Raw genomic sequence first — 26,077 nt, 5'->3', positions numbered from 1 at the left:
TTACAGCTGGGAATCACTACTTCTGCTCTTCGAGCTTGTCTGCGAAGGAGTTGTAGAACTCGGTGTAGGTCTGAATTCCTTCGTTGAGGTAGGTGTCCTGCGGGAAGTAGACGATCTTGTCGTCCTTGATCGCGGGAACGTCCTTGAGCGCTTCGGAGTCCTCGAGGACTTCGGCAGCGGGCGCCGAGCCTTCATCGCGCTCCTCGGGTGCGAATGAGGCATCGCGATCCATGACGACCATGAGATCGGGTTTGGAGTCTGCGATGGCTTCGACCGAGATGTCATCTCCCTGGTGATCTTCGCTGCTCGCCTCGACTTCAAGGGCAGGACTGAGACCGAGGGCGTCGAAGACCGGTCCGACGGTGCGTCCGGTCGAGGGTGCGGAATAGCCGATGTCACCCGCCGAGGTGATGAGGCCCATGGCCGTGTCACTGCTGTCATAGGCCGCCTTGGCTCGTTTCACCGAGGCGTCGTAGTCGTCGATGATCTTCTTCGCCTCGTCCTGTTTGCCGAAGACTTCACCCAGGACGGTCGTCTGGCGCTTGAGTTCCGATCCGAAGTCCTCGCCGTCGCGAGGATCGAGCTCGAGCACCGTGGCCTCGGGCGCTAGCTTCGCGAGGTCGTCGTGGAATTGCGCGAATCGCTGGCCATTGATGACGAGGTCCGGCTTGGCCTCGACGATCTTCTCCAGGTCGGGTTCGCGGTGCGAGCCGAGGTCGAGGACCGAGTCGTCCTTCGTGTAGCTGAGGTCCTCGGACATCAGGGAGACCGCGGCGGCGCTGAGTTCGATGTCCCAGGCGTCCAGGGTCTCGAAGGTGCGGTTGTCCGTGGCGACCACCGAGGTGGGAGGACTCACCACGGTCTGCGTTCCGTTGTTGTCTTCGATGTCGATGGTGCTGCTCGAATCGGCGTCGGCGCCGGTGTCCTCGGCGGCAGCTTGGCCACATCCGGCTAGAGCGAGTGCGACCACGCCGGCCAGGGCGCTGAGACGGAGGCGAGACGAAACCATGGTGATCTACTTCCTGCAGATGTCATTGATGTCAGATGAATACGAACCGTGAATTAGCTTAGCCTAAGCTTCACACAATACGTGACAGTAATCTAACATTATTCTTCTCACATTCACGGCGGAAGTAGTCAGCCGTATCGACCTGTCAGATAGGGGCCTGTCAGATCGAGGCGATGAGTCGTCGCGCTTCCTGCTCGGATTCTGCGGCAGCCGTGGGGCCACCGGATCCACCGCGGTGCACAGAAGCGCCGGCCTCGGCGGCAATGACTCCGCCGCCGGCATAGTCATAGATCCCCAGGCCTCGTTCGGCATAGCTGTTGACCTTGCCTTCTGCGAGCATGCACAGGTCAATGGCCGCCGATCCGCAGCGACGAATGTCGTCGTAGCCGTCCATGAGGGTCAGCAGCTTCGCCAGCTGCGGACCGCGATTGTCCCCGGTGTAGGCGAAGCCGGTTGCCAGCAGTCTTCCGGAGAGTCCGGCTGGTGTGCCGTACAGCCGTCGAGCGGGGATGGCCAGCGTCGACCCTCGAGCCTCGGACAGCTGTCCCTCGACGCGGTAGGAGCCCTGACCCTTCGCACCGAGCCACGTGGCATTCAGCCCAGGGGATGCGACGAGTCCGATGAGCCATCCTTCCTCGCCCAGTCCTCGGCCATGGTCTTCGCCTGCCTCACAGACGCCGACGGAGAACGCATAGTGTTCGATGTTGCGCACATAGTTGACGGTGCCGTCGATGGGATCGACGTGCCATTCCAGGGGCTGACCATGGTCGCTCATATCGAGCAGATCATTGCTGCCGGGATCAAAGCAGTTGAGTCGGCTCAGAAGCTGGGTGTCGAAGAAGCCGGTGGGGTCCAGCGCTGGGGCGCCCTCTTCGCCGACCATGATGTCAGCGGGTCGAACCTTCGTCAGGTAGCCGCGGACCAGTGATTCGATCTGCGCATCTGCGAGAGTCACGAGGTCATTGGGTGAGGTCTTCGTGTCCACCACGGAGGCGTCAAGCTGTGCACCGAGGGAACTGCGCCAGGCCACCATCTGCTCCCACGCCATCGTGGCCAGATCCGAGGCGATCCGGATCAGGGGAAGTTCACTGACATCACTGGGCAGAAGGTTTGTCTCGGAGCTCATGGTTCAACTCTAGTCGGCCCTCGCCAACCGCCTCGTGTAACAACACTGCAATACAGATGCGAGTGTGTACTTCTTGTATCTAAGCCGCTCAGGCGCTCTGTCAGGGTCGACTGCCACGGAGAATTCGACCGACTGCGCCTCGTTGCAGGGAACAGAAATCGATGATCCGAAAGCAAACTTTTCGATCACATTCGTTCGCATTCAGAACGAGTCTTCATTACCCGAGTGCAATCGCTCCATTAATGTCGCATGCACGCTCTTCACATGATTTCCACAATAAAGAGGTCTTGTTATCAGATAGTGATAAAACGAATGACTTCACACATGACTCAACGCCCGAGGTGGGCGCCCGCGCTGATCACCTCATTGTGATGCGCGGGCCGCTTGTCCCACCTCGGTCGACCTGCAGCGCTCGGGTGCCTCCACGGCACCCTTTTGGCCTTATTTTGCGGGAGCTGGAACGGACTTGGCGGCATCGGGGCGCTGGACCTGCCCATGCCGACGCACGATCTCCTGCACCGCCTGCGATGAGGTGCCTGCCGCTTCGGCGATGGAACCGAAGGTCGCACCCTCTTCACGGGCACGAAGAATCGCCATCACGTAATCGGTGTTGATTTTTGCTCGTTGACGAGAAACCTTCCGGACTGCACCAACTAAGGCTGTCTGGTCAACTGTTAATTCACGGGCTCGACGCGACATGGTTTCTTCCCTTGCTTACGACTCTGGCTCGATGCCAGCTAATGGTGTAGTTCCATTAAATACCATGCATATGACAATAATCCAATAATTCCCGAATTACAGAAGAGAAGGCACTGTCCCGGTCCTGTTTTATAACAGTTCAATAACATCCCGGCTCCCTCCTGCCCTCTGTACGTCGGTCTGCTCTGTCCGGAGTCGGCACTGTCCCACGCCGAGCGCGGGGAGTACACGGGGCATACGTGAAGTGGCACAATGCGAACATGACGACTTCGGTTCATAGCACTGGTGCACGTCGAACGTCTGCGGAGACAGAGATGTCCCTCGCCGATGTTCTCTCAACCGAGCTGAGGACTGCGGGCGTGCGTGATTTCAGCGTCGATGACACCGATCGTGCCGCCTATACCTCGGATGCGTCCCTGTTCCGCCTGGTTCCGCAGGCCATCGTGTTCCCGCACGACGAAGCAGACGTCTCATCCACACTGGCAGTCGCACGTCGACTGGGTGTTCCCATCACCAGCCGCGGGGCCGGCACCTCGATCGCCGGGAATGCGATCAGCACAGGCATCATCCTCGACTTCTCCCGCCATATGAATGAGGTCCTCTCACTCGACCCCGACGCACAGTCGGCCTGGGTCCAAGCCGGATGCATCCACGCCCACCTGCAGGCGCAGGCACGACCCCACGGACTGCGCTTCGGCCCAGACCCCTCCACCCACACGCGCTGCACGATCGGCGGAATGATCGGCAACAACGCCTGCGGACCACGTGCGCTGGGCTACGGTCGCACCGGCGACAACATCCTCGCCCTGGTCGTCATGCTCGTCGACGGCACCGTCGTCACCCTCGACGACATTGACTCCTCAGAGACGTTCCCGCGCCTGCACGAACTCGTCGCCGGGCAGCTGGGCACCATCCGGACGAATCTGGGCACCTTCTCTCGCCAGGTCTCCGGATATGGACTCGAATCCCTGCTGCCGGAGAACGACTTCGACCTGCGTCGGGCCTTCGCCGGATCCGAAGGCACCTGGGGCATCGTCCTTGCCGCGAAGATGCGTCTGGTCAAAGACCCCGACAACACCGCGGCAGTGGTGCTCGGATATGAGGACATGGTCGCGGCCGCACACGACGCTCCCCTGCTCAAGGGCTTTCCGGTTGCGGCCTGCGAGGGCCTCGACAAGCGCATGCTCGATCGGGTCATCGAGACCAAGGGCGCCGAGGCTGTCCCCCGTCTGCCCGAGGGCGCCGGCTGGCTCGTGGTTGAGCTCACCGGCGAGGACGAAGCCGAGCTGGTGGATGAGACGAAACGACTGATCCGGGAGTCTGCTGCCTTGGACTCTGCCGTGCTGGGTGCCCAGGCCGCCGCCGAGATCTGGGGGATCCGCGCCGATGGCGCCGGTCTCGTGTCGCGGACGCCGGATGGTCGTGACGCCCACGCCGGGTGGGAGGATTCTGCGGTTCCGGTGGACAACCTCGGCGACTACCTGCGTGATCTCATGGAACTGCTCACCGAGCATGGGCTGTGGGGAATTCCCTACGGGCACTTCGGTGACGGGTGCCTGCACATGCGGGTGGACTTTCCGCTCGAGGATCCCGACGGTCCGGAGGTGATGCGGACGTTCATGGTCGCTGCGACGAAGCTTGTGGCCCGCTACGGCGGGTCCGTCTCCGGTGAGCATGGGGATGGTCGGGCTCGGTCCGAGCTGCTGCGTCTCGTCTATCCGCCGGCGGTGCTCGATCTGTTCAAGGAGGTCAAGGAGCTCTTCGACCCGCAGTATCTGCTCAATCCGGGTGTCATCGTCGATCCCGATGCGCTGACCGAGTCGCTGCGACTGACCCAGCTGCCGCTGCGGGAGGAGCTGCCCGGCAGTTTGGCGATGAGCTACGAGGGTGAGTCCGCTGGGTTCGCCTCGGCCGTGCATCGGTGCACCGGTGTCGGCAAATGCCGCGCCGATTCCGCCGACAGCGGTGGCGTCATGTGCCCGTCCTACCAGGCCACCCGCGATGAACGGCATTCCACCCGTGGTCGTGCCAGGGTGCTGCAGGAGATGGTGTCCGGGGATCTCCTCGATTCCTCATGGCAGTCCCCCGAGGTCGCTGACGCCCTCGATCTCTGCCTGTCCTGCAAGGCCTGCGGCACCGAGTGCCCGACGGGGACGGACATGTCCACGTATAAGGCCGAGGTTCTCTACCAGTCCTATAAGGGCAGGCTGCGCCCGATGAAGCACTATTCGCTCGGGTTCCTCCCGCAGCTGGCGCGCGCCATCACTCCCCTGGCGCCGGTGATCAACCGTTTCTCGGGGCTGCCTGGGCTGACGAGCGTGGCCAAGAAGATGGCCGGGATCGATGTCCGCAGGTCCATCCCCCAGTTCGCGGCCACGACCTTCCGCAAGTGGTGGAAGACCTCAGGCTCCACCCCCGCCGAGGTGGGGGCCGGGACGAAGACACGCGAAGTCGTTCTGTTCGCCGATTCGTGGTCGAATCATTTCGCACCGCGCATCCTCGAGGCCGCCGTGGCCGTGCTCGAGCGCGCGGGTGTCACCGTGCGCGTCATCGACCAGACCGTGTGCTGTGGCCTGCCGCTGATCTCAACCGGGCAGCTCGACGCGGCGAAGGCGAATCTGGGTCAGACGATCAGCGCGCTCGATGCCACCGGGGATGTGCCGATCATCGGGGTCGAACCCTCATGCCTGGCGACTCTGAAGGACGATTCGCAGAAGCTCTTGGCGAATGAGGCCTCGGCCCGGGTCGCGGCACGTGTGCAGACCTTCGCCCAATACCTGCTCAGCGTCGGCGCCGAACTTCCGCGCCTGGACGGGGTCGAGGCTCTGGTCCAGCCGCACTGTCATCAGTCGGCGATCTTCGGCAACGCCGCAGACAAGGAACTCCTGGCCAGAACCGGTGCCGCCTCGAAGTTCCTGGGCGGCTGCTGCGGTCTGGCCGGAAACTTCGGCGTCGAAGAGGGCCACTATGAGACCTCGGTCGCCGTGGCCGAAGTGGCTCTGCTGCCGGCGTTGCGCGAGCAGGAGGCACTGCGTGACCGGACCCCGAATGCGGTTGGGGCTGGTGGAGCTGCCGGGACGGGAGCCGTTGAAGGCGATGGTGACCGGACGCGGGTCGTTCTCGCCGATGGCTATTCCTGCCGCACTCAGATCGCCGACCTCAGCAACGCCCAGGGCGTGTCATTGCCGGAGCTGCTCGCCTGGGGTTGGGTCTCGAACCCAGCCGCTAATACAGCGAGGGGCTGAGCTCAGGCCTTGGCAGTGAGGACAGGGACCTCTGCCTCGAGCAGGATCCGCTGTGCCTGTGAGCCGAGGATGAACTTGCCGATCGCCGAGCGTTTGCGCAGTCCGATGACGATGAGCTGGGCGTCGTGCTCTTCGACGAGTTCGTTGAGCGTTCCCGGCAGGTCGTCCTCATGGTCGGGCTGGAGCACCTCAACTTCGACGTCTGAATCCTTGCCGAGAGAGACGATGCGGTCGATGACGTCTTGGTCGATCTCGGTCGGGGTTCCACTGGCTCCGCGTCGTTGGGAGTTGATCACGACAGCATTGCTCGACCGAAGTTTGGCCTCTGCGAAGCCCGCGCGCAGAGCCGCCTCACCCTCAGGAGCAGGAAGATAGCCAATGAGAATCGTCATAACAACAAGTATATTGGCTCGGTCCTGATTCGTTCATTCCCGTATCATCCACAGGACATCCCACGGTCACCGCCGCCGCACCCCGAGACCGGCTGTGCTTCGAATCCGGGCGCACATCACTGCTCGCTCCGTTCGGCTGCCACCATTTCCGTACTGCCGGTTCTGCTCACTTGGGCCGCCCGCTGTCCCAGATCGCGCAGTGCATCCAGCAGTTCCGGTGGCTCGATGACCCGGAAGTCCACGGGAGTCGCTGCCGTGATCACTGCCGCCCACGCCAGGTCCTCGACCCCGAATTCCACGCGGGCACCGTCGCCGGAATTCGTAATCGTCGCTGTCCTTGTCGGGAACCAGGCCTTGGTCTCGGCCACGGTGGCATCGACCTCCAGGATCACCGTGTGGCGGTACGCAGCGGTGGTGACAGCGGAACTCACGGCCACCTCGGCGTCGGGATGGTCCCTGGGGGCGAAGGCGAACGTCGTTTCGTGAATCTCACTCATCCGGTCGAGGCGGAAGACTCGCCAATCGCTGCGGGTGAGATCCCAGCCGTAGAGGTACCAGTGCCCGCCGAGGACGACCATGCGCACCGGCTCCACCCGGCGTTGCGTCGTCTCGGATCTCGTCTCGGATCTGGTGGGGCGTCGTTTCTCATGGGCGAACGTGAGGACGTTTCTCGACGCGATCGCCGAGGTGGTCGTCATCACCGCTGTCATGTCGACTCCGGGTTCGTGACCAGGGAGGACGGACACCGCCGTGCTGATGTCTCCGATCGTCTTGTGCATGACCGGAGGCAGCATTGTGCGCAGCTTCGCGGTGGCCGACTCCGCATCAGTCGTGCTCAGCCCGGCTCCGTTGAGCAGGGACAGACCGACGGCCGTGGCCAGCGCTTCACCGGTCTGCAGCTGCAGTGGAGGCAGGACTGTGCGCGAGTGGGCGCGGTATCCGCCGGTCGCTCCGGGGAGGGATTCGATGACATAGCCGAGTTCCCGCAGGCTCGCGATATCGCGACGAACCGAGCGTGGGGTGACACCGAAGTGTGCGCCCAGCTCACCCGCGGTGTAGGTCCGTCCCGCGGCGAGCATCCCCAAGAGGGAGAGCAGGCGAGATTCAACGGTCATAGCGGACATTATATGTCCGCATTGCTGGAGACACTGGTATCAGTGATCCGGGGATGACCGGATCGACGACACACGATCAGGAGTTCTCATGGCATTCTTCGCCGCATCAGTCACGACCGAAGCCGACGCGCTGTTCACCTACCTCGAGCAGCAGTGCACGCAGCTCAAGCTCACGGCCCTCGACCTCACCGATGAACAGGCTCGCAGCACTCCGACCACGAGCCCGTTGAGCATCGCGGGTCTGCTGGCCCATGCGGCGCAGGTCCTCAACGGGTGGCTGCTGCAGGTGAAGGAGCCCGAGCGATACATCGATGAAGAGGAGTATCCGACGATCAACGACGGGCTCGGACTCGATGGAATGTTCGATGGTTCAGCGGTTCCCGACCTCGACATCGCCGAGGTGGTGGTGATTTTTGAGAAGCGCATCGCCGAAATCGAGTTGGCTCGTCAGGCTGTCGCAGTCAATGGAACCGATCTGGGCACCGTGGTTCCGATGCCGGGCAATCCCTGGATGCCCAAGGACTTCGTCATGAATGTCCGGTGGATCCTGTGCCATCTCACCACGGAGATCGCTCGTCATGCCGGGCATGCCGACATCATCCGCGAGTCCATCGATGGGGCGATCTCCTACCAGCTCAATGCCCAGGCCGACGGCCAGCCGTGGCCTCCCGCTGAGTGGAGCTGAGCTCTTCCGCTCGAGCTGAGCCAGAACAGAGAAACCCGGATGTCGGACCGCAGCCTGTCGAGTGGCTGTTGTCCGACATCCGGGTAGTCGGTGAGTTCAGATCAGGCCGAGAACACCGCGCCCTTCGACACCCTGTCGACCAGGTGGTCGGAGTAGGCGGGCATCGTGAGGAATTCGGGGAAGTCCTCACCCAGTGCGCTCTTGCGGAAGATCTCAACCGCTTCGGTGTAGTGGTCGGCGGGGTGGCGCTCGATGACTGCGAGCTCCTCGCCCATGTAGCGCTCGACCAGGTCGCGGGTCAGCTGCTTGCCGTTGTCCAAGGTCACCGAGTGGCGGATCCACTGCCAGATCTGGGACCGCGAGATCTCTGCGGTCGAGGCGTCCTCGAGCAGGTTCTCGAGGGCAACGTTGCCGTTGCCGCCCAACCATTCGTTCATGTAGCCGATGGCCACGCGGATGTTGAGGCGAACGCCTTCCTCGGTGACCGTCTTGTCCAGTCCCGACACGTCGAGCATGTGCTCGGCGCAGGCGTGGGCATCGACGCGGCGGTTGTCGAGCTGGTTGGGCTTGTCGCCGAGTGCTGCGTCGAAGACCTCAAGCGCGTCATCGACGAGTCCCGGCTCGGCCACCCAGGTGCCGTCGAAGCCGCGTGAGGCTTCGCGAGCCTTGTCTTCGCGCATCTTCACCATCTCTGAGGCCACGAATTCCTTGTCCGGGTGCGTGGTCATGAGGTTGCTCATGGTGCCGATCGCGTGTGCTCCGCGACGGTGGCAGGTTGAGACGAGACGGTCGGCGAATGCCTGCAGCAGCGGCAGTCCCATGGTCAGGTGCTCACGATCCGGCAGCACCCACTCCGGGGAGTTGCGGAAGTTCTTCACCAGCGAGAACAGGTAGTCCCAGCCGGCCGCGTTGAGTCCTGCACAGTGGTCGCGCAGCTCCCACAGGATCTCTTCCATCTGGAACACAGCGGTGATCGTCTCGATGTGTGCCGTGGCTCGGATGGTTCCCTGCGGCAGACCCATGTAGTCCTGAGCGAAGACGAAGATCTCGTTCCACAGGCGTGCTTCGCGGAAGGATTCGAGCTTCGGCAGGTAGAAGTAGGGTCCCGAGCCGCTGTCGACGAGTCGGCGTGCGTTGTGGAAGAAGTAGAGACCGAAGTCGACCATGGCGCCCGAGGTCTCTGTCTCCCTGCCCTGGCCGTCAACATGGAGCAGGTGCTTCTCGGGCAGGTGCCAGCCGCGGGGGCGCAGTCCGATGGTGGGCTGCTGGCGGTTGTTCACGCCGGGCAGATTGCCGCGGATGGCGTTGAACAGGTTGAGCTGTCCGCCGATGATGTTGGCCCAGGTCGGGCTGGTCGCGTCTTCGAGGTCGGCGAGCCAGACCTTCGCACGGGAGTTCAGTGCCGCAATCACTTCGGGTTCGGAGACGGGGCCGGTCAGCTCAACGCGGCGGTCTTCGAGACCGGGAGCTCCGGTCGAGCCGGCGACCTTCCAGGTGGTGTCGGCCCGGATTCCTGCGGTGTCGGGGGTGAACCTCGGGAACGTGCCGTTCCGGATGCTCTGCGCCTGACGTCCACGGACACCGAGCAGCTTGCCCAAACGGTCGCTGAAGCGATCGTGGAGTGCCGCGATGAAGTTGAGGGCGGACTCCGAGAGGATTGTGTCGAAGCCTGGTTCGATGGGGGCGTTGATTTTGATGTGAGACATGGGGCTTCTCCTCACCCGTCGGAATGTGTGCTGCTGATGTGTGGTGCGATGGCGGTGCTTCGGTACTTCGGTGGTGCGGTGCTTCGGTGGTGCTGCTTGTGTCGCCGAGGTTGTGGTTGGTGTTGAGATGACCGGTGTGCCGGCGCGGATCAACAGTGCAAACCCCGTGAAAACACTGTCGACCCGCGCCGAGTACTATGTGACCGGTCCACCGGCAGAGCCGGTGCCTGTCATCCGATGACCGCGATGGTCACCGCGGGCTCAGCTGAACTGAGCGGATTCGGTCGAACCGGCCAGAGCTGTCGTCGAGGACTCTGGGTTCAGCGCGGTCGAGACCAGGTCGAAGTATCCGGTTCCGACCTCACGCTGGTGCTTGGTTGCGGTGTAGCCGCGGTCCTCGGCAGCGAACTCGCGTTCCTGCAGATCGACGTATGCAGTCATCTGTTCGCGGGCGTAGCCGTGAGCCAGGTCGAACATCGAGTAGTTGAGCGCGTGGAAGCCGGCCAGGGTGATGAACTGGAACTTGTAGCCCATGGCTCCCAGCTCGCGCTGGAACTTCGCGATGGTGGCATCGTCGAGGTGCTTGCGCCAGTTGAACGACGGCGAGCAGTTGTAGGCCAGCATCTGGTCCGGGTACTCCGCATGGATCGCGTCCGCGAACTGCTTGGCGGCCGCGAGGTCAGGTGTGGAGGTCTCCATCCACAGCAGATCCGAGTACGGAGCGAAGGACAGTCCGCGGGCGATGCCTGCTTCGATGCCGTTCGTGATCTTGTAGTAGCCCTCTGCGGTGCGCTCACCGGTCACGAAGCGCTGATCGCGCTCGTCGATGTCCGAGGTCATGAGCGTGGCGGCCTCAGCGTCCGTACGGGCGATGACGAGGCTGGGCACGTTCTCGACGTCGGCCGCCAGGCGAGCCGCGTTGAGGGTGCGGATGTGCTGCGAGGTCGGAACGAGAACCTTGCCGCCGAGGTGGCCGCACTTCTTCTCGGAACCGAGCTGATCCTCGAAGTGCACACCGGCTGCGCCGGAGGAGATCATCGAACGCATGAGCTCGTAGACGTTGAGCGCGCCGCCGAATCCGGCTTCCGCGTCAGCGACGATCGGGGCGAACCAGTCGTCGACATTCTTCTGACCTTCCGAGGTCTCGATCTGGTCGGCACGCATGAGCGCATTGTTGATGCGACGCACGACCTGCGGGACCGAGTTGGCCGGGTAGATCGACTGATCGGGGTAGGTCTGTCCAGCTGCGTTCGCGTCAGCGGCGACCTGCCAGCCGGAGAGGTAGATGGCGTTGAGGCCGGCCTTGACCTGCTCAACTGCCTGGTTGCCGGTCAGCGCACCCAGTGCGTTGACGTAGTCGCCGGACTTGATGTCGGTGGAGCTGACCTGATTCCAGAGGCGCTCGGCACCGTGGCGAGCCAGTGTGTGCTCTTCGATCAGCGAACCGCGCAGTTTGACGACATCCTCGGGCTCGTAGTCACGAGCGACTCCCGACCAGCGGGCGTTGGTTGCCCAGTCACGGCGGATGGCCTCAGCATCGTGCAAGTTGGCCTGCGTGGTGTTGTCAGTCATTGTCATTCACTCCTACTCGTTCGGGGTTGATGAGTTCAGTCTGCCGTGAGCACAAGGGGGTCGATAGAGGTTTCTTCGATGAATAATCGCCCGTTTTCCGGTTTTAGAAATTTCCCTGTTCTGTCATACTGAATCCCACTGCACGTGAACCACGCCACAATGCCACCGGGAGCCGCAATGACAAGCAACGAGACCGACCTGAGGGATGCTGAGCAAGAGGCGGACACCCTGAGTATCGGCAGAAGAATTCGCTTTTTTCGCAAACAGCATGGACTCACGCTCACCGAGCTGGGTGAGAAGGTGGGTCGTGCAGCCTCTCAGATCTCGACGATCGAGAACGGCAAGCGAGAAACTTCTGTCACCCTGCTCAGCGCGATCGCGAAGGCCCTGCAGACCGAGGTCGCCGAGCTCATCGATCCCACTCCGGTCGACGGCAGGCAGGCTCTCGAGCTTGAAGCCGAACGCAATCAGGCCTCGCCCATGTACTCCTCGTTGGGTCTGCCGCAGGTGCGGACCAAGTCGCTGCCCCACGATGCCCTCGAGGCGATCGTGGGTCTGCAGAGACAACTCGGCCAGGTCCTCGAACGCCGGGCCGCGACTCCGGAGGAGGCTCGCCGGGCCAACCGGGAACTGCGCGAGCGGATGCGAGAGAAGAACAACTACTTCGCCGATCTCGAGGCCCAGGCGGCGGAGCTGCTGCGCCTGGCCGACTACGAATCCGGTACAGTCTCCCAGCGGCAGACGGCACTGATCGCGGAGAAGCTGGGTTTCAGCCTCCACTACGTCTCGGACCTGCCGAACTCGACCCGGTCGATCTCCGATACCGCGAACAACCGTCTCTACCTGCCCAACGCCGACGCTGCCGCAGACCCACGCTCCCATCTGCTCACGAGTCTCGCTGCACACGTTCTCGGCCATGACTCGCCGAGGGACTTCAGCGAATTCCTGCAGCAGCGGGTCGAGGCGAACTATCTGGCCGCGGCGGTGCTGCTGCCCCAGAGCGCTGCTGTGCCGATGCTCGTCGAGGAGAAGCGGAAGCGCGAGATCTCGGTCGAGCACCTGCGTGACATGTTCGGCGTCAGCTACGAGATGGCCGCCCACCGGTTCACGAATCTGGCCACCGAGCACCTGGGGCTGCCCGTCCACTTCATGAAGGTTCACCGCTCCGGGACGATCCACAAGGCGTATTCGAACGACGGTCTGCCCTACCCCACGGACCCGCTCGGCGCCATCGAGGGACAGTTCGCATGCAAACGATTCACCTCACGCACAGTGTTCCGGGTCGCGGACAGGTTCAGCCCGTACTACCAGTACACGGACACACCGGAGGGCTCGTTCTGGTGCACCGCCCGTGTGCTGCCCGGCGGTGACTTCGCCATCAGCGTGGGCGTCCCCTTCGCCCACGTGAAGTGGTTCGAGGGACGAGAGTCGCAGATACGGTCCAAATCAGCCTGCCCGGATCCGGCCTGCTGTCGGCAGGCACCGGAAGATCTGGCCGAGAAGTGGGAGAACCACGCTCTGCCCTCGGCACAGATGCACGCCTCCCTGCTGGCGGCCGTTCCGCCCGGTGCTGTCCCGGGCGTCGACGATACCGAGGTCTACGAGTTCCTCGAACGCCACTCCGGCTGAGCGAGCTCCCGGTTCACACCGCTTGTGTCGGCCAGCGACTTCGCTGGCCGGCTGTCCTCACTGGCCGTCCAGGTCGGCGGGCGCGTCAGCCGTTCGCGTCTCTAGGCGCGTCAAGGACCGCAGCGGCGATGTCTTCGGCCACGGCCAGCGCCGAGGTGGCCCCTGACCTCGGGAGGCTCCTGACCATGGTGAGCCTGCCGCGGGTGGTCACCCGCAGTTCGTCGACCAGGTCGCCGTTGACACTCATGGCCTGTGCGCGGACGCCCCGGAATCCGTGTTCGACCGCCGCTGCATCGATGGCGGGGACGAACTTCTGAATGCCGTCGACGAAGGCAGAGGTGCTCACGGTCGACCTGACATCGCGCGCCGCAGTCTTGGCCGTCTGCGCCGCAAATTTCCAGAATCCTTTGAAGCCGACGGTCGATCCCATATCGCCCAGATCGAATCCGTGCCTGTCGTATCGTTCGCGCCCCAGGGACACGAAGGTGTTCGGCCCCAAGGTCAGCGCACCGTAGGTGGCTGGGACAACGGTCTTCTCGGAAAACGGGGAGCCGGGTTCCGGGACGGTTCCGATGATGCCTCGGACCTCCTCTGCGGGGGTATCCACCCGGTAGTAGTCGCTGGTGAAGGGGACGATGCGGGGGTCGTCGTCGAAGCCTGCAGCCACGGCCAGGCGGTCGGCTTGGAGCCCGGCACAGACGATGACGAGATCGAAGAGTTCGGAGTCTTCGTCACCGGTGGGGTGCTGGGGGGTCTCGGCGGGCCTTCGCCCCGAGGCGGGATTTGAAAACCGGTGGCTGAGGTTGCCGATCGTGTCCTCGACCTGTTTGAACCAGTCCTGCTCGCCGAAGCGATTGCGCAGCCCTTCGCTGAAGTCGATGACCGGACCTGTGCTGTCATCGCCGCGATACGTCCGCGGCGCCTCGTGCACCTGATCGTCGAGATTGCTGCCAGCGTCTGCGCTGGCAGGCTCATGCCCATCATTGTCCCCGTGTTCGACATCGGCTTCGCTGGGGTCTGGCGCGGCTGTGCGGGTACGGACCCGGACCTCGTTGCTCATCACATCAATTCCGGTGACCTCTGTGCTCAGGCGCAATGTCCCGCCGGCGGCGCTGACATCGGAGGCCAGCGCCTCGGTCAGGGTAACGAAGTCGGTGACGGCGGTGTGCGGCGAGTACAGAGCGAGGACGCCCCTGGCGTTGGGTTCAACCTCCCGCATCTGCGTGCGATCGAGCAGCCGGACCCCCGGGACCTGGTTCGCTTCGGCGCGGGTGAGGATGTCCTCGAGCCTGTCAGCTTCGTCGGTGTTCTGCGCGACGAGGAGCTGCCCGCACTCGCGGTAGGGGATGCCGCGTTCGGACACGTACGGGACCAGCAGCTCAACACCTCGGCGGGCGAGCTTCGCTTCCGCTGATCCGGCCTCCGCGTCGAGGGCAGGGTCCACGATTCCGGACGTGTGCCCGCTCTGATGTGCGGCGACGCGATTGGCCTTGTCGAAGACGGTCACTTCGGCTGTGGGGAGTCTGCGGGTGATCTCTCTGGCGAGCGCCACTCCGACGATCCCGGCACCGACCACGGCCACTCGTGAAATACTCATACAGCAATCTTGGCACCGATCGCAGAGAATCGGCACCGATCGCGGAGAAGGAGAAGGATGTCGACGGCCCTGAACTGGACTGGCAAGGACGCCTCCTTCGCGCTCGGTCGAGCGCTGGAACAGCAGAGCAGCCTCGGCGAGGGTCCGCGCTTCCTGCGCGACGGTGACACCTACGTGCCAGGCGCTACCGAGAATATGTTGGTCGTCGGGGACAATCTGCCGGGCCTGACCGGCCTGCTGGCCACGCATCGGGGACGGGTCAAGGTCGTCTACATCGATCCGCCCTACAACACGGGCAATGCGCTGGCGTACAAGGATCATGGTCACGATCACGCGAGCTGGCTGAACTTCATGACGCCGCGGCTGATGCTCGCGCGTGAACTCATGCGTGATGACGGCGTGATCTTCATCCACCTCGACGACGGTGAGAGTGCGTGGGCGCAGCTGCTGGGACATGAGATCTTCGGCGAGGACAATTCACAGGGCACCCTGATCCATCAGCGTGCGAAGGGCGGAGGCAACTCACCCTCCTTCGTCCGCGGTCACGACTATGTCCACGTGTGGGCCAAGGTCGCTGATCGGGCGGGCGCATTCCTGACGGAGAAGAAGGCTCCGGCGAAGCTCGAGATCATCGACGGCAAACGCATGCTCGTCGAAACCGATGTGCTGCGCGCTGGTTTCGGCCGCTATGCCCGAGGCCAGGAACGTCGGCTGATGTACGAGGACATCCTCGAGGTCAAAGGAGCGAAGAAGCTCGCCGAGGTGGATGCGAAGTTGGCCTCGGGCGAGTTCATGCTCAAGCCCTGGGGTGGCGGCAAGCATGCCGTGGTGCGGGTGACGCCGGCAGAGAAGGCGAGTTCGAAGCTCTACTCGATCATCAAGGCCCTGGGCGGGCAGAACGATCTCGAGGACCTCGGTCTGGGTGGAATCTTCAGCTATCCGAAGCCCGTCGAGCTGGTCAAGACGCTTGTGGCCTCGCAGACGTTCTTCGATCCCGAAGCGATCGTCCTCGACTTCTTCGCCGGTTCCGGTACGACGGCGCAGGCGGTGATGGAGGCCAACCGACGTGACGGAGGTGCGCGGCAGTTCATCCTCATCCAGACGCCGGAGCCGCTGCGTTCGACGAATGCGCGCAGCCTGGTCGACGCGGATCCCGACGCCGGCTTCCCTGAGATCAGCAAGCTCACTGCGGAGCGGATCCGGCGTGCTGCCCGGCGTCTCGATCCGGAGCTGACATTCACCGAAATCGCCGTGGCCGAGGAATGAATTCTCGCCAGCACCCTTGAGTCTTTCCTGGTGACAGTGTAGGAATGCATCAAGGCCTCAATGTCGGCAATGATTTCGAGAAGAGTGATCCAGTGCCCACCTACGTCTACCGATGCACGACCTGCGGCGACACCGAACAGGTCTTTCCGATGAGCCGGAAACCGGAATCCATCACGTGCCCCGACTGCCGGGGAACGGCCGTCTCCGCATTCACATCCCCCCACCTCGGCGCCGGGTCGGGGACTGTCTTCGGCGTCATCGACGCGACGAAGAAGACCGCAGAGTCACCACCCGTCGTCTCGCGCATCCCCTCCACCGGTCGCCGTTCGCAGCCGGTCAGTCGGGATCCGCGGCACGCCAAGCTCCCCCGCGCCTGAGGTCGATCGGCTTCGGCGGCAGGGACCACGAAAGGGATAGAACAATGCCGGACAATGTATTTCCACTCGATTCGACTCAGCCCTTCACCGCCCAGGAGATCACCGGTCACAACCGCTGGCACCCGGACATTCCCGCAGCTGTGCACGTGAAACCGGGGGAATCATTCCGGCTGGACTGCCGCGAATGGTTCGACGGAGCCATCAAGAACGATGACAGTGCCGATGACATCCGCGACGCACCGATGGACATCGTCCACGCTCTGTCCGGTCCGGTGGCGATCGAAGGCGCGAAGCCCGGTGACCTGCTCATCGTCGACATCCTCGATGTCGGTCCGATCCCGCAGGAGGATGGCCCACTGGCCGGGCAGGGCTGGGGCTACACCGGCATCTTCGCGAAGAAGAACGGCGGCTCGTTCCTCGTCGACCAGTTCCCTGACGCCTACAAGGCAGTCTGGGACTTCTCCGGCGGGACGGCGACATCACGCCACGTCCCCGGTGTCTCCTTCACCGGGATCGTCCATCCGGGCCTCATGGGCACCGCCCCGAGCAAGGACCTGCTGGGCAAGTGGAACACCCGTGAGGCGGCCCTCATCGCCACCGAGCCGAACCGCGAACCACCCCTGGCGCTGCCGCCTGAACCCCAGGGTGCGATCCTCGGCTCGCTGAGCGGCGAGGACTTCAACCAGGTCGCATCCGAAGGTGCGCGCACCGCTCCCCCACGGGAGAACGGCGGCAACCAGGACATCAAGAACCTCACCAAGGGCACACGAATCTTCTATCCGGTGTTCGTCGACGGCGCGAACTTCTCCGTCGGCGATCTCCACTTCAGCCAGGGCGACGGTGAGATCACCTTCTGCGGCGGCATCGAAATGGGCGGTTTCGTCGACATCAGCGTCGACCTCATCAAGGGTGGGATGGACACCTATGGGGTGAGCGAGAATGCCATCTTCCAACCTGGCAATTCCGCCCCGCAGTATTCCGAATGGCTGGCATTCTCCGGAACCTCGGTGACGCTTGACGGCGAGCAGCGCTACCTCGACTCCCATCTGGCCTACCAGCGAGCATGCCTGCACGCGATCGACTACCTGTCCAAGTTCGGCTACAGCCCGGAGCAGGCTTATCTGCTGCTCGGCGCGGCACCGATCGAAGGCAGATTCTCCGGTGTCGTCGACATTCCCAACGCCTGCGCCACCGTGTACCTGCCGACGGCGATGTTCGACGTCGATATCTCGCCCAGTTCGAACGGGCCGACTCAGATCGATCCGGGCATCGGCGCACCGCACTCGGCGTTCTGAGCGCCGTCGTCCCTGTCATCTCCTGGTGCTGAGACGGGGCGTGGTCTCATGTGGACAATTCAGCTCGAATCCAGACTTCGGTCGTAGCCTCGAAGAAGACTCGAACGGTTTCACCGTCGGTCTGTGAACCACTGCACTGCAGATAATCGTTCCCCAGTTCTAGGAGCCAGTATGTCCGTCGTCGCCATCAATACCCTCACCGTCCCCGAGGCTGCACGCGGTGAGCTCGAGAAGCGCTTCGCGGCACGCAAGCACTCCGTCGACGGCTCGCCCGGCTTCGAAGGCTTCCAGCTGCTGCGCCCGGTCGCCGGCGGTGACCAGTACTTCGTCTACACGCAGTGGGCCACCCGCGAAGACTTCGAGAACTGGAAGCAGGCACGCCAGCCCGCACACGAAACCAACGGCAAGGAGCCGGTCTCTGAGCAGGCCAACCTTCTCGAGTTCGAGGTAGTCGACCTCGGCGAGTGACAACGACCTCTCGTGGGCTCCGGCTGCGCCTGCGAGACAGCACCCGAAGCCGCCTGGGCATCTCTGCGAAGGTTACTGGCCGGAAACTCTCCGCTTTACTGCTACTCTGCGAAACAGTAATAGCAGGGACACGAGAGGCATGCGATGACTCAACAGCAATCAGTGGCCACCGACCGGGGCCACGGCTTCGTCAAGGCACTCGGAACGGTCGACGCACTGTTCATCGGGTTCGGAGCGATGATCGGCTTCGGCTGGGTCGTCCTCACCGGTGAGTGGCTCAGCGGCGCCGGAACCCTGGGTGCCATCCTCGCCTTCGCCGTCGGCGGCGTCATCATGTGCTTCGTCGGCACGGTCTACTCCGAGCTGGTTGCCGCCATACCGCACGCCGGCGGTGAGCACAATTACCTCATCCGGGCGATGGGCCCCCGCGTCTCTCTGTTCGGCTCGTGGGCGATCACCGGCGGCTACATCAGTGTCGTCATGTTCGAAGCAGTCGCAGTACCCAAAACTGCGCTCTATCTGTTCCCGAACCTCGAGCACATCAAGCTGTGGACTATTGCCGACTCCGATGTGTACCTCACCTGGGCTCTCGTCGGCACGATCACCGCGATCTTCATCTCCTGGATCAACATCCGCGGCGTCAAACTCGCCTCGCTGGTCCAGACCTTCGTGGTCTCGTTCCTCATCATCGTTGCCTTCCTGCTCCTGACCGGTGGTCTGGTCGGAGGCGAAACCGCCAATGCCGAACCGCTCTTCACCGGTGGCGGTGCCGGCTTCATCGCAGTGGTCGCCGTCGTGCCCTTCCTGTTCGTCGGTTTCGACGTCATTCCGCAGTCCGCGGAGGAGATCAAGCTGCCGCCGGCGAAGATCGGCAAGCTCGTCGTCATCTCCGTCCTCATGGCAGTCGCGTTCTACATCATCATCATCTGGATGACGTCGCTGGCCATGCCCGCCTCGGAGCTCGCTACCCATGACCTCGTGACCGCGGATGCTCTGGCCACCATGTTCAACTCCGCGTTCTGGGGCAAGCTCGTCATCGCCGGCGGTCTGGCCGGCATCATCACCTCCTGGAACGCATTCCTCATGGGTTCGTCTCGCCTGATGTGGGCCATGGCCGTGGCCGGTATGATCCCCGCCTGGTTCGGCAAGCTGCACCCGCGCTACCGCACCCCCGTCAACTCGATCATCTTCATCGGCATTCTCTCGGCGCTGGCTCCATTCCTCGGCGCAGCGGCCCTGGGCTGGATCGTCGACGCAGGCTCACCCGCCATCGTCATCGCCTACTTCCTCGTCAGCATCGGATTCCTCGTCCTGCGCAAGCGCGAACCGGCGATGGACCGCCCCCTGCGCATCGGCGGCAAGAGCAACGGCGGCATGGTCATCGGAGTCATCTCGGCGGTGCTCACCCTGGCGCTGTTCGTTCTCTATCTGCCGATCACCCCCTGGTCGGCACAGCTGGCATGGCAGTCCTGGGCGATGTTCGGCCTCTGGCTGGCAGTCGGAGTCTTCTTCATGTTCCGTCTGCCCACCGGCGTCAAGGCAGGACCCAACGCAGAAATCGAACTCCTCGCCAAGGTGAAGTCCCTGCGCAGGAAGTGACTCGGTGAGGCTCGGCCCGACAAAGAGCGGCTGAGACGAGAATGCGGCCATCGGAGACATCTCCGGTGGCCGCACGTCATCGCAGGAGGGCTGCGCCTGATGACTGTGATCGACGATCGTGCCGTGCGGATTGACGCCGAGGTGCACCTGCTGGTGGTCTACCCCTCACCGTGAGCAGCACATCACCCCCGTGCACATGTATGAATTGTCGCCACCGGTGCCTCGCGTGAAACCACCGGTTGCCATTACGGCCGCGGGGAGGAAGTCTTGGTGCGGGGAGGAAGTCGTGGTGTGGGGAGCTATTGGAGTTGCGGGTGTGGGCAGAGGCGAGCGCGGCCACCGGCATATCGCACAGTGACCGCGCTCGGACCAGGGGAATGGAACCAGGCGGCATAGACCCAGACGCTTGCCGCGACTCAGACGGCGGCGTCGAGGCCGTGCATCTTCAGACGTTCACGCTGGTTGGGATTGACGCTTGGTCGAAACGGCATCTCCACCACCTCGGCGCGGACGGGTTCACCCGGGGTGTCGGCGAAGGGCTCGGGCAGCTGAACCCAGTACTCGGTTCCCAGCGCACTGCCCTCAACTGGCACATGAGCCATCGCGATATTGGCCTCGAGTTCCGGCGAGTACCAGGGCGAAGTCACGTACCCGACTGGGTCGCCACCGGATGTGGCGCTGACCAGCCAGAAGTCGGGAGCGTAGTCCGTGATCGGCTTTCCGCCGACCAGCAAGCCCACGAGCTGAGTCCTGAACGGTGGAGTGCCGGCCGCGATCTGCTCGCGGACTTCCTCGAGCTTGGCCTTTCCGATGTAGTCGGCCTCCTTCTTCCGCGGCACCTGGTAGGAGAGGTTGACTTGGAATGGGTAGGTTTCGAAGTCCATGTCCTGGCCCCACGAGAGGATGCCGGCGGCGATCCTGCGGTGGTGGCTGGGAGCAACGACCCTGAGATTGTGGGCAACGCCGGCTTCGAGCACCGCGTTCCACATGTCCTCGGCGTACTTGGTCGAATCCTTGAGATAGATCTCGTAGCCCTTCTCTCCCGTGAATCCTGTCTGGGAGATGATCACGTCATGCCCGCCCACCTGGGCCTCCATCAGTCCATAGCTGGGCAGCGTGCGCCCCTCCTCCCCGACCAGGTCGGAGATGAGATCGACGGACTTCGGTCCCTGAACCTGGACCGGCGAGACGTCGATCTCCTGGATGGTGACATCGAACTTCCTGCCGACGTTGACTCCTTGCAGCCAGAGCATGAGGTCGGTGTCGGAGAGGCTGAACCAGAATTCGTCGATCGCCACACGCAACAGGATCGGGTCATTGAGAATGCCCCCGGCCTCATTGCACAGGATCACGTAGCGGGCACGCATGACTGGGATCTTGGTCGCATCACGGGTGATGACAAAGTTCACGAACGCCTCGGCGTCGGGACCCTTGACCTGAATCTGACGCTCGACGGCGACGTTCCACAAGGTCACGTCGTTGACGAGGGACTGGTACTCGACCATCATCCCGCCGTCTTCGCGCGGCACATAGCCGCGCGGGTGGTACATCCGGTTGTAGATGGAGGCCCGCCAGCATCCCTGCTGCATGGACAGTTCCCAGTACGGCGACTTGCGCACTCTGGTGTCGATGAGCATCTCAACTGGGGTGGGGCCTGATTGGCGTAGGTTGATCGGGACTTCTCTGTCGCTTTGATCCACTGACGGGACGTTATTGTCCATGGTGTTCCCCCTGCTAACAGTTCTACAATGTAGAACTCGATTCCCATATTATGGGTATATTCAGTGTAGAATCGAAGTGTCGGCGGAAGCAAGGGTTTCCGTCCAGATTCATCGGCCGCCGACCTCTTTCCAAGGAGTCTCTCAAGGGAGCCGGAATGTCACAGGCAAATCTGAGCACACTGCTCAAGTCCGCACGGTACGAAATCCTGCCCACTGCCGGAGTCGTCGACCGTGTCCACGAATACGTCGCGCCCGGCCGGGTGATCACGGTGACCGCCTCGACGGGCCTGACCCTTGAGGCGACACTGTCCACTGCGGAGCAGCTGCAGGCACTCGGCTTCCAAGCGGTCCCCCACATCGCCGCGCGGATGGTGCAGAGCAGAACCGAGCTCGAAGAGATCGTCGCCCGCATCGCCCAAGCCGGCATCGACCGAATCTTCGTCCCCGCCGGTGACGCCACTCCTCCGGCTGGCGGCTACGCGGGTGCACTCGACCTCATCGTCGACCTCGCGAGCATGGCGGCACCGATCCAGCACCTCGGCGTCAGCGCCTACCCCGAGACCCACCCCCTCATCTCCGACGACGTCACCGTCCAGGCCATGTGGGACAAACGCGACTACGCCACCCACCTCGTATCGAACCTGTGCTTCGATCCCGGCGTGATCGCCACCTGGCTGGCCCGGGTCCGGGCCCGCGGCATCGAGCTGCCGCTCGTCCTCGGCATCGCGGGCAAGGTGGAGCTGACAAAGCTCGCAAGAGTGGCGGGCAAGATCGGTGTCGGCGAATCGACGCGCTTCCTGCGCAAGAACACGGCGACCTTCTCGCGGATGGCCAAACCCGGCGGTTACAACCCACGGAAGTTCCTCGACAAGCTCGCCCCCACCCTCGACAATCCGGCCATGGGCGTGGTCGGACTGCACATCTACACGTTCAACCAGATCAAGGACACTGAGATCTGGAGGCGCAAGCAGCTCGCCGCCCTTGGCCACACCGACGAGGCGACGATCAGCAACGGCTGATCTCGCCGGCGCACCCAGAGCGCGGCTGGCACCGGCGCACTCACGCCTCGCAGGAGGAATCTCACAGTTCTCACCGGGCCTGGGCATACGATGGCAGGAAGAGAGATGCTGCCCGACGCCGCTCATCACCACACAGAACTAACGGCGCCCGTTGCTGAGACCGTGACCCGAAACTCGGGGCTCCATCTTTCGCTCGGGAGGAGATCGCGATGGGACGTTTCCTGGCAATCGCTGCGACACTCAGCATTCTGGTGGCCCTGGGATGGGCGGCAGCAGTCGGACCGTGGGCATGGTGGGTGATCGGGGCGCTCGTCGCCGCCGTCATCGTTCTCGCGATCTACGACCTCACGCAGAAGAAGCACGCGATCCTGCGCAACTATCCGGTTGTCGGACACCTGCGGTTCCTGCTCGAGAGCCTGCGACCAGAACTCCAGCAGTACTTCATCGAACGCAACTGGGACGGTCGCCCCTTCGACCGTGACACACGCTCAATCGTCTACGAACGATCGAAGGGCATCCACGGAGAGAAGGCCTTCGGCACCGAACGCGATGTCAACGCCGCCGGCTATGAATACCTCACCCATTCGACCGCTCCGGTCACCGCACCCAGCACTGCCCCACGCGTCATGGTAGGCGGTCCCGACTGCTCACAGCCCTACAGCATGTCCCTGCTCAACGTCTCAGCGATGAGCTTCGGCGCCCTGTCCCCGAATGCCGTGCGCGCACTCAACCGAGGAGCCGAGATGGGCGGCTTCGCCCATGACACCGGCGAAGGCGGCATCTCGCCCTACCACCTCGAGAACAATGGCGATCTGATCTGGGAGGTCGGCTCCGGATACTTCGGCACACGCACCGACGATGGCCGGTTCGATCCGGACCAGTTCGCGCAGCAGAGCTCGCGTGAGCAGATCAAATGTGTGTCCCTGAAACTGAGCCAGGGAGCGAAGCCGGGCATCGGCGGCGTCCTGCCGGCGGCCAAGGTCACTGCGGAGATCGCGCGAGCCCGCGGGGTCCCGGAGGGTGAAAAATGCGTCAGCCCCGCGGCCCATTCTGCTTTCAGCACCCCGACCGAACTCATTGAGTTCATCGCTCGCATGCGTGAACTCTCGGGCGGGAAGCCGGCTGGTTTCAAATTGTGCGTCGGCTCCCGTATCGATGTGCTGGCGATCTGCAAGGCCATCAAAGAGGTCGGCACAGCACCGGACTTCATCATCGTCGACGGATCCGAAGGCGGAACCGGTGCGGCTCCGCTCGAGTTCGAAGACCATATGGGAACGCCACTGACCGACGGCCTGCTCACCGTGCACAACGCACTGGTGGGAACCGGTCTGCGAGACCAGATCCGGATCGGGGCCAGCGGCAAGGTCGCCGCGGGCAACGACATCGTCAAACGCCTGGCGCAAGGGGCCGACTACACGAATTCTGCACGAGCGATGATGATGGCCGTCGGTTGCATCCAGGCCCAGATCTGCCATACCGGCCTGTGCCCTGTCGGCGTGACGACACAGGATCCGAAGCGGCAGCGGGCCCTGCACGTGGGAGACAAGAGCGAACGCGTACAGAACTACCAGAAAGCGACCGTCGATCAGGCCGTCCAGATCATGGCATCCATGGGTGTCAGCGACCCACGAGATCTGCGCCCCGAGTTCCTGCAGCGCAATATCGCACGCAATGAGCATCGCTCATATGCCGAACTCTACGAATGGCTGGAGCCGGGAGAGCTGCTGGCACAGGCGCCGGAGTCATGGGCGACGGACTGGGCTCGTGCCGACTCAGGCACCTTCCGGCGCGCGTGACTCAGCGGCGCGCCTGACACTTTCCCCGCGCCTCGACTGCACCAGACTCAGCGGTGGGTGACCTTGCGCTTGAGGCTGCGGGAGAGCAGGCCCGCTTCGTCGACGAGGAGACGCCCGACCTCATCGTGGTGGTCAGCGATGCGCATGGTCGGACCCGAGATTCCGATCGCCGCAATCACCCGGCCGTCGACGCCGTTCACGGGTGCGGCCAGGGCATCGAGGCCCTCTTCGAACTCTTGGTGCACGATCGCGTATCCACGTTCGCGCGCCTCGGCGAGGTTGTCCAGGAGCTCTTTCCGGGACCCCAAGGTGTACGGGGTGCGCCGTTCCAGACGGCCCGAGGGGACCGGAATGATGTCGAAGGCATACATGATCTTGCCCAGCGCCGAGCAGTGCGGCGGCACCTCCACATCGACCCAGTTCGTAGCGCCGAGGACGAAGGTCGAATCGATCTGCGCGACCTGCACGACACCCGTGGAGCTGGGGACGGCGAGGTTGACCGTCTCACCGGTCTCCTCGCTCAGCCGCTGCAGTGTGGGATCAGCCGCCGTGACCAGCGTCTCGACGCGATCGAAGCGCGAAGCGTAGGTCGCGAACAGGGAACCTCCGCGATACTGCCCGCCCCCGTCACGTTCGACCAGCCCGTTGCGTTCGAGGGCGGAGAGCAGGCGTGAGACCGTCGAGCGCGCCAGTTGGGTCGACTCCACCACCTCGGTGTAGGAGATCGGGGCATCCGCCTTCACCACCAGCGACAATATCTCTGCCGCACGATCGATCGACTGGGTCCCATTGGTCATAACGCTCAACTCCGTCGGGGAAATTATGCCGCGGCACCAGTGGCACTCCGGCGGCATTCACCCTACAGCACACGTGATTGGCCCCTGTTCGTGTTGTGTCATGTGAGCTACAGTTTCGAAATGAGCAACAGCGAGACGAACACCGGTTCTGTGCAGTCGGTCGACCGCGCGGTCACGATCCTCGAGATCATCGCCCGCACCGGCCTCGCCGGCGTCACCGACATCGCCGCCGAACTCGGCGTGCACAAATCGACCGCCTCCCGCATCGTATCCACGCTCGAGGCCCGCGGCCTCGTCGAACAGGACCAGCATCGCGGCAAATACCGGCTGGGCCTGGGCATCCTCCGCCTCGCCGGAGCCACCACCGCACGCCTCGACATCGTGCAGGAGGCCCGCCCGATCGCGAAACTCCTGGCCGAACGCACCGGTGAGACGATCAACATCGCAGTCCTCTCCGACGGCGCGGCCCTCTACCTCGACCAAGTATCGGGCACCGCCTCCGTCCAGAGCCACAACTGGGTCGGACAGCGCATCCCCCTGCACGCGACATCGAACGGCAAGGTCCTCCTGTCGGGCCTGAGCGAGGCCGGCATCCGCACCGCACTCGAGCCCAGGCTTCCGACCTACACCCCGCGCACCGTGACTTCGATCCCCCACCTGCTCACCGAAATCGCCGAGGTGGTCGCCGCCGGGCACTCGATCGTCATCGATGAGCTCGAGATCGGCCTCACCGCCGTCTCCGCACCCATCCGCAACGCCCACGGCGATGTCATCGCCTCGATCTCGACCTCGGGGCCGGGGTTCCGCTTCACCGACGAAAAGGTCGCTGCCGCCCAGGACCTGTTGGTGGCTGCGGCCGCCGACGTCTCGTCACGGTTCGGCTGGCGCGAAAACCCTTGACACGCCTCGGCGGGCGGGGGACGATCAGAGCACCCAGTTTCACATAGTGCGTCACGTTGCATAG

21 protein-coding genes are annotated in these 26,077 nt (G+C 63.5%); 11 read left to right on the top strand and 10 right to left on the bottom strand.

Annotated features, from left to right (window positions below; translation table 11 throughout):
- Positions 1 to 16: 16 nt before the first annotated feature.
- From BANT918_RS04640 to BANT918_RS17330, 3 genes are all read right to left on the bottom strand, one after another.
- Positions 17 to 1,009, bottom strand: a complete 993-nt coding sequence (locus BANT918_RS04640) for a siderophore ABC transporter substrate-binding protein (RefSeq protein ID WP_069599351.1) — start codon at positions 1,007 to 1,009, stop codon at positions 17 to 19.
- 160 nt (positions 1,010 to 1,169) lie between these two features.
- Positions 1,170 to 2,135 carry an inositol monophosphatase family protein gene (locus BANT918_RS04635; protein ID WP_096146948.1) on the bottom strand — a complete coding sequence of 322 codons (966 nt, stop codon included), beginning with the start codon at positions 2,133 to 2,135 and terminating at the stop codon, positions 1,170 to 1,172.
- A 441-nt stretch (positions 2,136 to 2,576) separates the two neighbouring features.
- Positions 2,577 to 2,732 carry a hypothetical protein gene (locus BANT918_RS17330; protein ID WP_009883438.1) on the bottom strand — a complete coding sequence of 52 codons (156 nt, stop codon included), beginning with the start codon at positions 2,730 to 2,732 and terminating at the stop codon, positions 2,577 to 2,579.
- Between the two features lie 416 nt (positions 2,733 to 3,148).
- Between BANT918_RS17330 and BANT918_RS04630 the strand changes: the two genes are divergently transcribed.
- On the top strand, positions 3,149 to 6,079 hold the full coding sequence (locus BANT918_RS04630; protein WP_101619144.1) for an FAD-binding and (Fe-S)-binding domain-containing protein: 2,931 nt from the start codon (positions 3,149 to 3,151) through the stop codon (positions 6,077 to 6,079).
- Positions 6,080 to 6,081: 2 nt separating this feature from the next.
- Here the strand turns inward: BANT918_RS04630 and BANT918_RS04625 are convergent, their stop codons facing one another.
- Together BANT918_RS04625 and BANT918_RS04620 are read right to left on the bottom strand one after the other, a co-directional pair.
- Positions 6,082 to 6,471 (bottom strand): universal stress protein, encoded by a 390-nt coding sequence (locus BANT918_RS04625; protein WP_009883440.1) that lies wholly within the window; start codon positions 6,469 to 6,471, stop codon positions 6,082 to 6,084.
- Between the two features lie 116 nt (positions 6,472 to 6,587).
- Complete coding sequence (locus BANT918_RS04620) at positions 6,588 to 7,586, bottom strand: helix-turn-helix transcriptional regulator (protein WP_101619143.1); 999 nt, start codon at positions 7,584 to 7,586, stop codon at positions 6,588 to 6,590.
- Positions 7,587 to 7,674: 88 nt separating this feature from the next.
- Here BANT918_RS04620 and BANT918_RS04615 point away from each other — a divergent pair, with 88 nt between their 5' ends.
- Positions 7,675 to 8,271 carry a DUF664 domain-containing protein gene (locus BANT918_RS04615; protein WP_096162452.1) on the top strand — a complete coding sequence of 199 codons (597 nt, stop codon included), beginning with the start codon at positions 7,675 to 7,677 and terminating at the stop codon, positions 8,269 to 8,271.
- Between the two features lie 101 nt (positions 8,272 to 8,372).
- Here the strand turns inward: BANT918_RS04615 and aceB are convergent, their stop codons facing one another.
- Positions 8,373 to 9,977, bottom strand: a complete 1,605-nt coding sequence (gene aceB / locus BANT918_RS04610) for a malate synthase A (protein ID WP_009883443.1) — start codon at positions 9,975 to 9,977, stop codon at positions 8,373 to 8,375.
- Between the two features lie 261 nt (positions 9,978 to 10,238).
- The gene (aceA, locus tag BANT918_RS04605; RefSeq protein ID WP_101619142.1) at positions 10,239 to 11,549 is read right to left on the bottom strand and encodes an isocitrate lyase; all 1,311 of its coding nucleotides are present in this window, start codon (positions 11,547 to 11,549) and stop codon (positions 10,239 to 10,241) included.
- 177 nt (positions 11,550 to 11,726) lie between these two features.
- Between aceA and BANT918_RS04600 the strand changes: the two genes are divergently transcribed.
- Entirely contained in the window at positions 11,727 to 13,178 is a 1,452-nt protein-coding gene (locus BANT918_RS04600; protein WP_101619141.1) for a helix-turn-helix transcriptional regulator, read from the top strand.
- Positions 13,179 to 13,263: 85 nt separating this feature from the next.
- Here the strand turns inward: BANT918_RS04600 and BANT918_RS04595 are convergent, their stop codons facing one another.
- The gene (locus tag BANT918_RS04595; RefSeq protein WP_233430351.1) at positions 13,264 to 14,775 is read right to left on the bottom strand and encodes an FAD-dependent oxidoreductase; all 1,512 of its coding nucleotides are present in this window, start codon (positions 14,773 to 14,775) and stop codon (positions 13,264 to 13,266) included.
- Between the two features lie 57 nt (positions 14,776 to 14,832).
- Here BANT918_RS04595 and BANT918_RS04590 point away from each other — a divergent pair, with 57 nt between their 5' ends.
- The 5 genes from BANT918_RS04590 to BANT918_RS04570 all read left to right on the top strand — a co-directional run bounded on the left by BANT918_RS04590 (position 14,833) and on the right by BANT918_RS04570 (position 19,780).
- The gene (locus BANT918_RS04590; protein ID WP_101619139.1) at positions 14,833 to 16,041 is read left to right on the top strand and encodes a site-specific DNA-methyltransferase; all 1,209 of its coding nucleotides are present in this window, start codon (positions 14,833 to 14,835) and stop codon (positions 16,039 to 16,041) included.
- A 44-nt stretch (positions 16,042 to 16,085) separates the two neighbouring features.
- Complete coding sequence (locus BANT918_RS04585; RefSeq protein WP_101619138.1) at positions 16,086 to 16,418, top strand: FmdB family zinc ribbon protein; 333 nt, start codon at positions 16,086 to 16,088, stop codon at positions 16,416 to 16,418.
- 44 nt (positions 16,419 to 16,462) lie between these two features.
- Positions 16,463 to 17,713 (top strand): formamidase, encoded by a 1,251-nt coding sequence (gene fmdA, locus BANT918_RS04580; protein ID WP_101619137.1) that lies wholly within the window; start codon positions 16,463 to 16,465, stop codon positions 17,711 to 17,713.
- Between the two features lie 171 nt (positions 17,714 to 17,884).
- The gene (locus BANT918_RS04575; protein WP_101619136.1) at positions 17,885 to 18,181 is read left to right on the top strand and encodes an antibiotic biosynthesis monooxygenase family protein; all 297 of its coding nucleotides are present in this window, start codon (positions 17,885 to 17,887) and stop codon (positions 18,179 to 18,181) included.
- A 144-nt stretch (positions 18,182 to 18,325) separates the two neighbouring features.
- Positions 18,326 to 19,780 (top strand): APC family permease, encoded by a 1,455-nt coding sequence (locus BANT918_RS04570; RefSeq protein ID WP_101619135.1) that lies wholly within the window; start codon positions 18,326 to 18,328, stop codon positions 19,778 to 19,780.
- 416 nt (positions 19,781 to 20,196) lie between these two features.
- On the opposite strand, the gene BANT918_RS04565 is transcribed toward BANT918_RS04570, so the two are convergent.
- Positions 20,197 to 21,501, bottom strand: a complete 1,305-nt coding sequence (locus tag BANT918_RS04565) for a glycine cleavage T C-terminal barrel domain-containing protein (RefSeq protein ID WP_101619134.1) — start codon at positions 21,499 to 21,501, stop codon at positions 20,197 to 20,199.
- 155 nt (positions 21,502 to 21,656) lie between these two features.
- Between BANT918_RS04565 and BANT918_RS04560 the strand changes: the two genes are divergently transcribed.
- The gene (locus BANT918_RS04560) at positions 21,657 to 22,520 is read left to right on the top strand and encodes a methylenetetrahydrofolate reductase (RefSeq protein WP_101619133.1); all 864 of its coding nucleotides are present in this window, start codon (positions 21,657 to 21,659) and stop codon (positions 22,518 to 22,520) included.
- 209 nt (positions 22,521 to 22,729) lie between these two features.
- Complete coding sequence (locus BANT918_RS04555; protein WP_101619132.1) at positions 22,730 to 24,316, top strand: FMN-binding glutamate synthase family protein; 1,587 nt, start codon at positions 22,730 to 22,732, stop codon at positions 24,314 to 24,316.
- A gap of 47 nt (positions 24,317 to 24,363) precedes the next feature.
- Here the strand turns inward: BANT918_RS04555 and BANT918_RS04550 are convergent, their stop codons facing one another.
- Positions 24,364 to 25,113 (bottom strand): IclR family transcriptional regulator, encoded by a 750-nt coding sequence (locus tag BANT918_RS04550; RefSeq protein ID WP_101619131.1) that lies wholly within the window; start codon positions 25,111 to 25,113, stop codon positions 24,364 to 24,366.
- A gap of 120 nt (positions 25,114 to 25,233) precedes the next feature.
- Here BANT918_RS04550 and BANT918_RS04545 point away from each other — a divergent pair, with 120 nt between their 5' ends.
- Positions 25,234 to 26,013, top strand: coding sequence for an IclR family transcriptional regulator (locus BANT918_RS04545; RefSeq protein ID WP_101619130.1), 780 nt, complete (start codon positions 25,234 to 25,236; stop codon positions 26,011 to 26,013).
- The last annotated feature ends 64 nt before the right edge of the window (positions 26,014 to 26,077 follow it).

The sequence above is a fragment of the Brevibacterium antiquum CNRZ 918 genome, from assembly GCF_900169145.1.
Classification (GTDB): domain Bacteria; phylum Actinomycetota; class Actinomycetes; order Actinomycetales; family Brevibacteriaceae; genus Brevibacterium; species Brevibacterium koreense.
The sequence above is the reverse complement of the archived record's forward strand: the minus strand, read 5'-3'. Positions and strand labels throughout refer to the sequence as shown.

What these genes read in the sequence shown, in the direction of transcription:
- BANT918_RS04555 (WP_101619132.1), top strand. Translation starts at nt 22,730, where the DNA reads ATGGGACGTTTCCTGGCAATCGCTGCGACACTCAGCATTCTGGTGGCC.
- BANT918_RS04625 (WP_009883440.1), bottom strand. Translation starts at nt 6,471, where the DNA reads ATGACGATTCTCATTGGCTATCTTCCTGCTCCTGAGGGTGAGGCGGCT.
- BANT918_RS04560 (WP_101619133.1), top strand. Translation starts at nt 21,657, where the DNA reads ATGTCACAGGCAAATCTGAGCACACTGCTCAAGTCCGCACGGTACGAA.
- aceA (WP_101619142.1), bottom strand. Translation starts at nt 11,549, where the DNA reads ATGACTGACAACACCACGCAGGCCAACTTGCACGATGCTGAGGCCATC.
- fmdA (WP_101619137.1), top strand. Translation starts at nt 16,463, where the DNA reads ATGCCGGACAATGTATTTCCACTCGATTCGACTCAGCCCTTCACCGCC.
- BANT918_RS04640 (WP_069599351.1), bottom strand. Translation starts at nt 1,009, where the DNA reads ATGGTTTCGTCTCGCCTCCGTCTCAGCGCCCTGGCCGGCGTGGTCGCA.
- BANT918_RS04600 (WP_101619141.1), top strand. Translation starts at nt 11,727, where the DNA reads ATGACAAGCAACGAGACCGACCTGAGGGATGCTGAGCAAGAGGCGGAC.
- BANT918_RS04630 (WP_101619144.1), top strand. Translation starts at nt 3,149, where the DNA reads ATGTCCCTCGCCGATGTTCTCTCAACCGAGCTGAGGACTGCGGGCGTG.
- BANT918_RS04565 (WP_101619134.1), bottom strand. Translation starts at nt 21,501, where the DNA reads ATGGACAATAACGTCCCGTCAGTGGATCAAAGCGACAGAGAAGTCCCG.
- BANT918_RS04585 (WP_101619138.1), top strand. Translation starts at nt 16,086, where the DNA reads ATGCATCAAGGCCTCAATGTCGGCAATGATTTCGAGAAGAGTGATCCA.
- BANT918_RS04635 (WP_096146948.1), bottom strand. Translation starts at nt 2,135, where the DNA reads ATGAGCTCCGAGACAAACCTTCTGCCCAGTGATGTCAGTGAACTTCCC.
- BANT918_RS04570 (WP_101619135.1), top strand. Translation starts at nt 18,326, where the DNA reads ATGACTCAACAGCAATCAGTGGCCACCGACCGGGGCCACGGCTTCGTC.
- BANT918_RS04620 (WP_101619143.1), bottom strand. Translation starts at nt 7,586, where the DNA reads ATGACCGTTGAATCTCGCCTGCTCTCCCTCTTGGGGATGCTCGCCGCG.
- BANT918_RS04590 (WP_101619139.1), top strand. Translation starts at nt 14,833, where the DNA reads ATGTCGACGGCCCTGAACTGGACTGGCAAGGACGCCTCCTTCGCGCTC.
- BANT918_RS04545 (WP_101619130.1), top strand. Translation starts at nt 25,234, where the DNA reads ATGAGCAACAGCGAGACGAACACCGGTTCTGTGCAGTCGGTCGACCGC.
- BANT918_RS17330 (WP_009883438.1), bottom strand. Translation starts at nt 2,732, where the DNA reads ATGGCGATTCTTCGTGCCCGTGAAGAGGGTGCGACCTTCGGTTCCATC.
- aceB (WP_009883443.1), bottom strand. Translation starts at nt 9,977, where the DNA reads ATGTCTCACATCAAAATCAACGCCCCCATCGAACCAGGCTTCGACACA.
- BANT918_RS04575 (WP_101619136.1), top strand. Translation starts at nt 17,885, where the DNA reads ATGTCCGTCGTCGCCATCAATACCCTCACCGTCCCCGAGGCTGCACGC.
- BANT918_RS04595 (WP_233430351.1), bottom strand. Translation starts at nt 14,775, where the DNA reads ATGAGTATTTCACGAGTGGCCGTGGTCGGTGCCGGGATCGTCGGAGTG.
- BANT918_RS04615 (WP_096162452.1), top strand. Translation starts at nt 7,675, where the DNA reads ATGGCATTCTTCGCCGCATCAGTCACGACCGAAGCCGACGCGCTGTTC.
- BANT918_RS04550 (WP_101619131.1), bottom strand. Translation starts at nt 25,113, where the DNA reads ATGACCAATGGGACCCAGTCGATCGATCGTGCGGCAGAGATATTGTCG.